Origin of the sequence: Pseudomonas sp. 2VD, assembly GCF_005503585.1 — a bacterium.
GTDB classification, from domain to species: domain Bacteria; phylum Pseudomonadota; class Gammaproteobacteria; order Pseudomonadales; family Pseudomonadaceae; genus Pseudomonas; species Pseudomonas aeruginosa.
In genome coordinates this window covers 1-10,779 of sequence record NZ_SCND01000206.1, presented here as the reverse complement: position 1 = coordinate 10,779, position 10,779 = coordinate 1, and the positions used below count along the sequence as shown (strand labels likewise).

Here is a 10,779-nt window from a genome sequence, read left to right as displayed (position 1 = left end):
GGCCGCGGCGATGGCTTCGCGGGAGCTGATCAGGACGCCGTCCATGTCAAACAGAACGGCTGAAAACGCTAGTCGATGCATCTCGGGCACTCTGTAGGGCAAGCCAGACCAGGACCGCGCCGCCGAGGGCGAACAGCGCCATGATCAGATAGGACCACTGCGGCAGGCCTTCGTACAGCCAGCCGGCGGCCGGACTGGCGAGGCCCATGGGCAGCGCTACCGCCAGAGAGTAGTAGATTCCCTGGGTCAGTACCCGCGCGCTTTCCGGCGCGTGGTCGCGGATGTAGCGCATCACCGCGGCGTGGTAGGCGGCAAAGCTGAGGGCGTGCAGGCACTGGCCGAGGAGGATCGCGGCGAGATGTTCGCTGCCGGCCAGCAGGCCCCAGCGCAGCGCCGCGCAAAGGCTGGAGAAGAGCATCACCTGGAGCGCCGGGTGGCGGTCCAGGATGCGGTTGGAGACGGCGAAGAAGCTGATCTCGGCGATCACCGCCAGGCCCCAGAAGGCGCCGACCGAGAACGACGAGTAGCCCAGCGCCTGCCAGCCCAGCGAGGCGGTGGTGAAGTACAGCGAGTGGCTCAGCTGGATCATTCCCGCCGCGGCGATGGCCAGCAGCAGGGGGCGTTGCCGGAGGATCCCGCGCAGGTCGGGACGGCGCCTGGCGCCCGGCAGCGGCGAGTCCGGACGGCGCAGGCTGCGGCGACGGAGGAACAGGCAGGCGAGGGCGGTGAGCAGCATCGTCAGGCCGACCAGGGCGGGCACCAGTTGCTGGCCGAAACGACCGAGCAGCAGGCCGCCCAGGGTCGCGGTGAGGATGAAGGCCAGCGAACCGACCGCGCGTACCCGCCCGTAGTTCTGCAGGGCGGCCTTGTCGCGCTTGAGCAGGTAGGACTCGGTGAGCGGCAGCACGCTGGTCCAGAACGCGCCGTAGAGCACGCTCAGGGCGATGAACAGCGGCAGGCCCTCGGCCAGCTGGAACAGCAGGGCGCAGGCGCCGGCCAGGGCCGCCAGCAGGGTCGCCAGGCGCAACTGGTCGATGCGCCAGTCGGCCACGTAGGTCAGCGCCACCCCGGCGATTACCTGCGGCCAGTAGGCCGCGGCGATCAACAGGCCGATCTGGCTTGCGCCGAAGCCCAGGCTGGCCAGCCAGGTCGGCCAGAACGGATAGATCAGCCCCTCGGCGGCGAAGTAGCCGGAAAAGATCAGGTACATGCCGGTTCCCGCGTCGCCGTGCCGGTTCGCTGCGGTTTGCGCCTCACTCGAAGCGCGCCCTGGCGAAGGCGTTCTCGCCCTTGCGCCAGACCAGCAGGGACTCGCCCAGCACCACCAGGTCGACCATGCCGTCCTCCAGCGCGCCGAGGGCGTCCTGCGGGGCGCAGACGATCGGTTCCTCGTGGCGGTTGAAGGAGGTGTTGATCAGCGCCGGCTGGCCGCTGCGGGCATGCCAGGCATGCAGCAGGGCGTGCATGAACGGATCGGCCTGCGGCCGGATGATCTGCGGCCGGGCGGTGCCGTCGACATGCACCACCGCCGGGCAGCGCGCGCGGAAATCCGCATGGCAGTCGTAGGTCATGGTCATGTAGTCGGCCGCCACCTGGTCTTCGCGCCAGCCGATGTAGCAGCCCTCGGCGTGCTCGACCGCGGTGACCGGGGCGAATGGCATGAACTCGGTGCGTTCCATGCGCTGATTGAGCCAGTCGTTGGCGCTGGCATCGCCGGGATGGTAGACGATGCTGCGGTTGCACAAGGCGCGCGGACCGAACTCCATGCGGCCCTTGAACATGCCCAGCACCTGGTTTTCCCGCAGCGCTTCGACCAGCGTCTCGATCAGGTTGGCTGGCCGGCTGTAGGCCAGCTGCGGGTACTGGCTGGCGATCAGCTCGGCATTCTGCGCGGCGCTGCGCGCGTCCGGCCCGAGGGCCATGCTCGGCGCCGGGAAGCGCGTACCGTTCTCGCGATAGGCCACCGCCACCGCCGCGGCCAGGGCCAGGCCGCCGTCGCCCATGCAGGGCAGCACGTAGACATCGCGGACCCCGGGGATCTCGCGCAGGCGCTGGTTCAGCTTGACGTTGCCGAACACCCCGCCGGCCAGGCACAGGTTGGCACAACCGGTGCGCGCCACGTGCTCCCGGGCGATGGCCACCAGCAGGTCTTCGGAGTGCCGTTGCGCGGCGGCGGCGACATCCGCCGGGCGTTCCGCCGCGCAGCGTTGCAGCAGCGGATCGCTGTAGCCGTCGTAGGAGGGCAGGTACAGTTCGCCGCAGCGGGCGCGCAGGCGGCCGTTCTCCAGGCGGATCATGTCGTTCATCAGCGGCAGCAGCTTTTCCGCGTCGCCGAACGCCGCCAGGCCGGTGATCTTGCCTTCGTGGCGGTTCGGCTTGAAGCCGAGCAGGCGGGTGATGCGCCCGTAGAAGTAGCCCAGGCTGTCGACGCTGGTCTCGCGTTGCAGGACCGTCTCGCCGCCGTCGGCGCGGTAGTGGGTGACGGTGAGCGACTGGAAGTCGCCGCGGCCGTCGCAGGTGAGGGTCAGCGCCTCGTCGAACGGCGAGCAGACGAATGCGCCGAGGGCGTGGCATTCGTGATGGTCGATGTACTCGACCTTGCCGCGCAGGCCGTTGGCGCGGACGAAGGCATCGAATTCGCCGCGCTTGGCCTTGTCGTTGGCCATCTCGTCGGCGATCCGCTTGCGCAGGTGCGGCAGGCCCTCGGGACGCTCGCGGGCTTCCTCGAGGACCCGGTCCAGGTAGAGGTCGAGGTGCCGCCCGGCGTCGAACCCGGCGTTCCAGCCGTAGGCGATGCGGTCGATGTCGGCCAGGTCGATGCCGGCCTCGCCGAGCACATAGTCGATGGAGCGGCTCGGCCAGGCCTTGTGGTCCTTCTGGCGGGTGAAGCGCTCCTCGCTGGCGGCGGCGACGATCCCGCCGTCGCGCACCAGGCAGGCGCCGGCCAGGTCGTTGTTGGTGATCCCGAGAATGATCATGCGGTGTCCTCTTGCGCGAACGGGTGGGGGGCGAGAGGCGTAATAGGTTGCATGGCACCGGGAGCCCAACAACCTGCCAGATCTGGTCGCCTGCGAAATCTGGCAGGGCTACCGGATCTGGTAGCTGGACAGCCGTCGACGGGCTTGCCGGCCATACCGGCCGGGCGCCCGCGCCCGCATCAGAAGCTGTAGCTGAGGCGGCCGAACAGGATGCGCCCGTAGGGATCGGTGTAGCGCGGGTCGTAGCCGCTCTGGAAGGTGTAGGTCTGGTTGCTGAACGGCGGTTCGCGGTCGAACAGGTTCTTCACCCCGAGGGTCAGCCCCAGCGCGTGGCTGAGGCGGTAGCTGCCGGCCAGGTCCCAGAGGTTCCACGAGCCGACCTTGCCGTGGCTGGCGCGGTCGTAGTCGTTGTAGCCGCTGGTGTAGCGGTTGCTCAGGGTGGCCTGCCAGGCGTCGCGGCTCCAGGTGGCGTTGGCGACGTGCTTCCAGCGGGCGATCACGCCGACGCCCTGGAAGTCGCCGACGTTGTCCAGGTACTGGCCGCCGATCTGCTGCTGGAAGTCGTAGCGGGACACGTAGGTGCCTTGCAGGTCGAGCCCGAACTGCCCGTAGCGGCTGGCCGGGAAACGATAATCGAGGCTCAGGTCGACGCCGCTGGTCTTTACCTTGCCGAGGTTGGCCAGTCCGGTGACGACGTGATCGATCGAGCCGTCGGCCTTGCGCACGATGCGTCCGGCGTAGGCCTGCGGGTCGGCGAAGATCGCCGCTTCGGGAAACTCGGCGATCTGGTTGGCGATCCTGATCCACCAGAAGTCCAGGCCGACGGAAAGGTCGCGCAGCGGCTGGTAGACCAGGCCCAGGGTAACGTTGCGCGCGGTTTCCGGTCGCAGGTCGGTATTGCCGCCGGTGGCGTTGTAGAACTGCTGGGCGCAGTCGCGGTTGGCGATGCCGCCCTGGCTCGGCTGGCCGCCGGCGCACAGGCGTGGGTCGTCGTAGTTGGCGCTGGTATAGGTGGTGAAGGTCGGGTTGTACAGTTCGTACAGCGACGGCGCGCGGAAACCTTCGCTGTAGGCGCCGCGCAGGACCAACTGGCGGAACGGCTGGAAGCGGAACGAATATTTCGGGTTGGTAGTGCTGCCGAAGTCGCTGTACTTGTCGTGGCGGATCGCCGCGCTGAGTTCCAGGCTGTCCAGCACCGGCACGTTGAGTTCGGCGTACTGCGCCTTCAGGTTGCGCTCGCCGCTGACCGTGGCGGCGGGATCGACGCCGAGGCTCTGCACGTTGCCGGCGAAGTCCTGGATGTCCTGGTGGAACGCCTCCTTGCGGAACTCGCCGCCCAGCGCCAGGGCCGCCGGCCCGGCGCCGAACCAGTCGCCGATCTCCCGGCTGGCGCGGGCGTCCAGGCCCTTGACGCGGCCGACCGAGGTACGGAAGTCGCCGCTCAGGGCATGGCTGCCGAGGTAGGCGAGGCCGGCGTCGGTCTGCGGCCCGAACGGGTTCAGCGTCCCGTTGGCGATGCCGAGGGCGGCGGCGCGATCATCGACGTAGCCGCTGTGGATATGGTCGACCACCTTGTTCTGGTTGTACGAGGCGCCGATATCGTAGTCCCAGCCGGCGAATCGGCCGTCGAAGCCGAGCAGCAGGCGCTGGCCGGTGTTCTGCGAGGATTGCAGGCGTGGCCCGAGCACGCTCTGCCGCCAGTTGACCTCCACCGGCCGGCTCGGGTCGAGGACGAAGCCGCCGGGACCGGGAGTGATGCCGTTGCCGGGATAGAAGGCGGTGCCGGGATCGATCTGCAGGCCGGTGAGGGTCCCTGGGCCGACCTGGGTAGCGTTGTCGTTGCGCGACCAGAAGTACTCCAGACTGACGTTGTGCTCGTCGGCCAGCTTGCCGGTGGCGCGGCTGAACACCGAGGTCTTCTCGGTTTCCGGCACCAGGTCGAGGTAGCGCCACAGGCTCTGCCGGCAGATGCCGTTGCGCGGGATCAGGTCGGCGCCCTTGCAACCGCCGGCGGCCAGCGGATTGCTGGCGTTGGCGCCCTGGCTCCAGTTGCCGGGGAAGGCGGTGCCGGAGCTGTAGTCGAGGCCGCGTCCCGGCTGGTAGTTGTAGGTGTAGCCGCGGTCCTTGGCGCCGAGGCGTTCCTGCTTGTCGTAGTTGGCCACCGCGAAGACATTGAAGCGATCCGCCTCCAGCTCGCCGAAGCCCCAGCTAGCGCTGACGTTGCGCTGGTTGCCGCCGCCGTCGTGGGTGGGGGAGGCGTAGCCGCTGTCGACGCGGCCTTCGTTCAGGCTCTTGCGGGTGATGAAGTTGATCACCCCGCCGATGGCATCGGTGCCGTACAGTGCGGAGGCGCCGTCGCGCAGCACCTCGACCCGGTCGATGGCGGCGAAGGGAATGGTGTTGAGATCCACGGCGGAGCCGTCGATGGCATTGTTCGCCAGGCGCCGGCCGTTGAGCAGCACCAGGGTCTTGTTCGCGCCGATCCCGCGCAGGTCGGCGAACGAGGCGCCGCCGGTGGCGCTGCCGACCGAGCGACTGGAGTTGTATACGCCCTGGTTGCCGGAAAGCCGGCCGATCAGTTCCTCGGTGCTGGTCACGCCCTGTTGGCGCAGCTCCTCGGCGCGCAGGACGCTGATCGGCACCGCGGTTTCCGCATCGACCCGGCGGATCGCGCTACCGGTCACCTCGATTCGTTGCAACTGGACCGTGGGCGGGTCGACAGGCGCCTGTCCCTCCGCCGCGGCGGCGCTGCCGGGAGCGAGCTGCAGGGCCAGCAGCAGGGCGGCGCCCAGCGGCGGGTCGGTGTGGAGCGATCGGTGCATGGTCGGGGCATCCCTTGTTCCGGTGTGTCCAGGGATGTCCGTCGAGCCGGGGGATTTTCCAGGGACGGCTTAGACCTTTGCGCCATGAGTCTATGTCCGCTGGGAACAAGCCCTGCCGTCGCGCCTTTCGTCGGCGGGCCGGAGCGGCAGAACCCGTACCCTCTGCCGAGGTCGAAAAGCAGGCGTCGCGGCGGTGCTGTGGCGTCCTTTCTTCAGCTACATTTTTCTTTCAGCAGTCGTTCCCATCATCCAGGGCAGCACCCAAGGGGCAGATCATGGCTCGCACCACTCCCATCGAGCTTTATCGCAACATCGGCATCGTCGCCCACGTCGACGCCGGCAAGACCACGACGACCGAGCGGATCCTCTTCTACACCGGCGTCAACCACAAGATGGGCGAGGTCCATGACGGCGCGGCGACCATGGACTGGATGGTCCAGGAGCAGGAACGCGGCATCACCATCACCTCGGCGGCGACCACGGCCTTCTGGCAGGGCTCGACCAAGCAGTTCCCGCACCGCTATCGCTTCAACATCATCGACACCCCCGGCCACGTCGACTTCACCATCGAGGTGGAGCGCTCGCTGCGCGTGCTCGATGGCGCGGTGGTGGTGTTCAGCGGCGCCGACGGGGTCGAGCCGCAGTCCGAGACGGTCTGGCGCCAGGCCAACAAGTACCATGTGCCGCGCCTGGCCTACGTGAACAAGATGGACCGCCAGGGCGCCGATTTCCTCCGCGTGGTCGCGCAGATCAAGCAACGCCTGGGCCATGTCCCGGTGCCGATCCAGCTGGCGATCGGCGCGGAGGAAAACTTCAGCGGGCAGATCGACCTGGTGAAGATGAAGGCCATCTACTGGAACGATGACGACCAGGGCACCAGCTACCGCGAGGAGGAGATCCCGGCGGAGTTGCGGGCGCTGGCCGAGGAGTGGCGGGCGCACATGGTCGAGGCCGCCGCCGAGGCCAACGACGAACTGATGAACAAGTATCTGGAAGGCGAGGAACTGAGCATCGAGGAGATCAAGGCCGGGCTGCGCCAGCGGACCCTGGCCAACCAGATCGTACCGGCGGTGCTCGGCTCCTCGTTCAAGAACAAGGGCGTGCCGCTGGTGCTCGACGCGGTGATCGACTATCTCCCGGCTCCATCGGAAATCCCGGCGATCAGGGGCACCGACCCGGACGACGAAGAGAAGCACGACGAGCGCCATGCGGACGACGACGAGCCGTTCTCGGCGCTGGCGTTCAAGATCGCCACCGACCCCTTCGTCGGCACCCTGACCTTCGCCCGCGTGTATTCCGGGGTGCTGACTTCCGGCGACGCGGTGCTCAACTCGGTGAAAGGCAAGAAGGAGCGGGTCGGGCGGATGGTGCAGATGCACGCCAACCAGCGCGACGAGATCAAGGAAGTGCGCGCCGGCGACATCGCCGCGCTGATCGGCATGAAGGACGTGACCACCGGCGACACCCTGTGCGCCATCGACAAGCCGATCATTCTCGAACGCATGGACTTCCCCGATCCGGTGATCTCGGTGGCGGTGGAACCGAAGACCAAGGCCGACCAGGAGAAGATGGGCATCGCCCTGAGCAAGCTGGCCCAGGAAGACCCGTCGTTCCGCGTGAAGACCGACGAGGAGACCGCGCAAACCATCATTTCCGGGATGGGCGAGTTGCACCTGGACATCATCGTCGACCGCATGCGCCGCGAGTTCGGCGTCGAAGCCAATATCGGCAAGCCGCAGGTGGCCTATCGCGAGACCATCCGCAACACCTGCGAGATCGAGGGCAAGTTCGTCCGCCAGTCCGGCGGCCGCGGCCAGTTCGGCCATTGCTGGATCCGCTTCGCTCCGGCCGACGAGGGGCAGGAAGGCCTGGAGTTCCACAACGAGGTGGTCGGCGGGGTGATTCCCCGCGAGTTCATCCCGGCGATCCAGAAGGGCATCGAGGACCAGATGCAGAACGGTGTGCTCGCCGGCTACCCGCTGATCGGCCTGAAGGCGACGGTGTACGACGGCTCCTACCATGACGTCGACTCCAGCGAGATGGCCTTCAAGATCGCCGCCTCAATGGCCACCAAGCAACTCTCGCAGAAGGGCGGAGCGGTGCTCCTGGAGCCGGTGATGAAGGTCGAGGTGGTGACCCCGGAGGACTACATGGGCGACGTGATGGGCGACCTCAACCGCCGGCGTGGCCTGATCCAGGGCATGGAGGATACCCCGGCGGGCAAGGTGATCCGTGCCGAGGTCCCGCTGGGCGAAATGTTCGGCTATGCCACCGACGTACGCTCGATGTCCCAGGGGCGCGCGAGCTACTCGATGGAGTTCGTCCGCTATGCCGAGGTACCGTCCAGCGTGGCCGAGGCGATCGTCGCCAGGCAGGGTCGCTGAGAGCCGCCGCGCGCCGCCGAGGCCAGCGGCGGCGCGCGTCTTTCCGGGAGCGGCAGCCGCATCTCCGGCGCCGATGCGCTTGCCAAGCGGGTTTTTTGACGCCCCCTGGATGCTTAACTATAAGACAGTGACCAAGGCCCGCACCTATACGGTCACAAGGATGGCGAATCGATGCTTGCTTCAGCGATTGCCAGCGGTACCGCAGTCTCCCAGGTCTCCAAGCATCTCCTAATGTTCCTGGCCGCCCTTTTCCTCGCCCTCGGTGCATGCGGCTGGGCGATCCTGCACATCGCCAGGCAGCAGGACGACATCGCCATCGAGCAGAGCCATTTCTACGTGGAAAAGGCGCTGCAGAATCGCCGGGAAAATTCCGAGCAGTTCTCCACCACCTATTCGTTCTGGACCGACGCCTACGTCTATCTGGGAAACCGGGTCGACGTGGACTGGGCCTTCACCAAGAACAACCTCGGCTCGGTGCTCTACACCACCAACGGCTACGACGGCGTCTTCGTCATCGACGACCGTGGCACTCGCTACGCCATGCTCGAGGGCGAGCTGTCCGAGCGCTCGCTGGCCGACTCGCTGGGCGCCGATGCCGGAGACATCCTCAGCGCCGCCCGCCGCGCCGCGGTGGACGAGGCGGCGATCAGCCGCTACGTCGACTTCGACGGCGCACCGGCGATCCTTGTCGCTTCGGCGATCAAGCCCACCAGCGATCATGCGCCCATCGACCTGGACAAGGCCTCGGTGATGGTCTTCGTCGACCGGCTGACCCCGGCGAAGCTGGCCAAGCTCGGCGGCGACTACGGCATCGCCAACCTGCACCTGCTGGCCGGCGGCGCGGCGGGCGACAAGGAAAGCCTTGCCCTGGAGGGCACTCCCCATCGCCTGGCCTGGGTGTCGTCGCGTCCGGGTAGCGCCATGCTGCGGGAGACCGCGTTGCCGCTGCTGGGAATCTTCGTGCTCGCCGCCGGGCTGCTGTTCTGGCTGAGCCGCAGCGCCGTGCTCAACGCTCGCGCGGTGGATCGCCAGCAGAAGGTCCTGAAACGCAGCAACCAGGCCCTGCTGGCCAGCGAGGAACGTTTCAAGTCGATAGCCGAGGCGGCCTCGGACTGGATCTGGGAAGTCGACGGGCATTTCGTCTTCACCTATCTCTCCGTGCGCTTCCGCGACGTCACCGGCTACCAGCCGGAGGCCTGGATCGGGCGGCGGCTGGACGAGTTGCTGGATAGCGATACGGTGAACATCGTCAAGTGGCTGGAAGGGCTGCCCGATGCCGGTGCGCCGTCCAGCCTGGTCTGCGCTTTCCGCGACAGCCAGGGCCAGGCGCGGGTCGGCAAGCTGAGCGCCAGCGCGATCCGCAACGGCGTCGCCAGCGGCTATCGCGGCACGGCGGCCGACATCACCGACGAAGTCGAAGCCCATGCGAAGATCCAGCATCTGTCCCTGCACGATGCCCTGACCGGCCTGCCGAACCGCAACAAGCTGTTCCAGTTCCTCGAACGCCTGCTGGCGGAAAAGGCTGGCAAGTCGCCGGTAGCGGTACTGATGCTCGACCTCGACCGCTTCAAGCCGATCAACGACCAGCATGGCCATCCCGCCGGCGATGCGGTGCTCTACGCCATCGCCGAACGGCTGCGCGCCTCGACCCGCGACCAGGACATGGTTGCCCGGCTCGGCGGCGACGAGTTCGTGGTGGTCAGTACCCACGTGTCGTCGAAGCTGGAAATCGAGAAGTTCTGTAGCCGGCTGATCGACGTGATCAACCGCGAGATCGCCTACGAAGGGCACAGCTTCCATGTCGGCGCCAGCATCGGCGTGGCCCTGGCGCCGGAGCACGGCGGCGATCCGCGCGGCCTGCTGCGTTGCGCCGACGTGGCGATGTACGAGGCCAAGGCCGCGGGGCGCAATACCTGGCGTTTCTACTTGGAAGCGATGGACTCCCATCTCGCCGAGAAGAAGCTGCGCGAGACCGAGTTGCGCGCCGCCTTGCAGAACGGCGAGTTCGAGTTGTACTACCAGCCGCGCTTCCTGGCGCAGGAACAGACGATCGCCTCGGCGGAGGCGTTGATCCGCTGGAACCATCCGCACCGCGGGCTGATCGGCCCGGACGAGTTCATCGGCCTGGCGGAAGAAAGCGACCTGATCGTGCAGATCGGCAACTGGGTGCTGCGCGAGGCCTGCGCCACCGCCGCCTCCTGGCCGGGCGAGGTGATGGTCTCGGTGAACGTGTCGCCGGCGCAGTTCATGACCGGCGATATCGTCTGGCAGGTGCGCGAGGCGCTGCGCCTGGCCCACCTGGATGCCCGCCGGCTGGAGCTGGAGGTGACCGAGAACGTCATGCTCAACGATGTCGACGGCGCGCTGCGGACCATGACGGCCCTCAAGGAACTGGGCGTCCGCCTCAACATGGACGACTTCGGTACCGGCTATTCCTCGCTCGGCTACCTGCGCACCTATCCCTTCGACAGCATCAAGATCGACAAGCGCTTCGTCGCCAGCATGGAGAAGACCGGGCGCGACCGTTCGATCGTGCAGGCCATCATCAATCTCGGCAACGCCCTGAACCTGCGGGTCACCGCCGAGGGGGTGGAG

General features: G+C 67.5%; 5 protein-coding genes. 2 read left to right on the top strand and 3 right to left on the bottom strand.

From position 1 onward, the window contains the following. Positions 1–46: 46 nt before the first annotated feature. The 3 genes from FFS27_RS20605 to FFS27_RS20590 all read right to left on the bottom strand — a co-directional run bounded on the left by FFS27_RS20605 (position 47) and on the right by FFS27_RS20590 (position 5,800). A complete protein-coding gene (locus FFS27_RS20605; RefSeq protein WP_003109654.1) occupies positions 47–1,210 on the bottom strand; it encodes an MFS transporter in 1,164 nt (387 codons plus the stop codon). Between the two features lie 43 nt (positions 1,211–1,253). After that, the gene (locus FFS27_RS20600; protein WP_021264715.1) at positions 1,254–2,978 is read right to left on the bottom strand and encodes a carbamoyltransferase family protein; all 1,725 of its coding nucleotides are present in this window, start codon (positions 2,976–2,978) and stop codon (positions 1,254–1,256) included. Positions 2,979–3,157: 179 nt separating this feature from the next. Continuing rightward, positions 3,158–5,800: a TonB-dependent receptor gene (locus tag FFS27_RS20590; protein WP_021264716.1), complete on the bottom strand. Its 2,643-nt coding sequence runs from the start codon at positions 5,798–5,800 to the stop codon at positions 3,158–3,160. Positions 5,801–6,075: 275 nt separating this feature from the next. On the opposite strand from FFS27_RS20590, the gene fusA reads away from it, so the two are divergent. Together fusA and FFS27_RS20580 are read left to right on the top strand one after the other, a co-directional pair. Beyond that, positions 6,076–8,184 (top strand): elongation factor G, encoded by a 2,109-nt coding sequence (fusA, locus tag FFS27_RS20585; protein ID WP_023101309.1) that lies wholly within the window; start codon positions 6,076–6,078, stop codon positions 8,182–8,184. Between the two features lie 171 nt (positions 8,185–8,355). After that, a partial coding sequence (locus tag FFS27_RS20580; protein WP_137952176.1) for a bifunctional diguanylate cyclase/phosphodiesterase occupies positions 8,356–10,779 on the top strand: 2,424 nt, incomplete at its 3' end.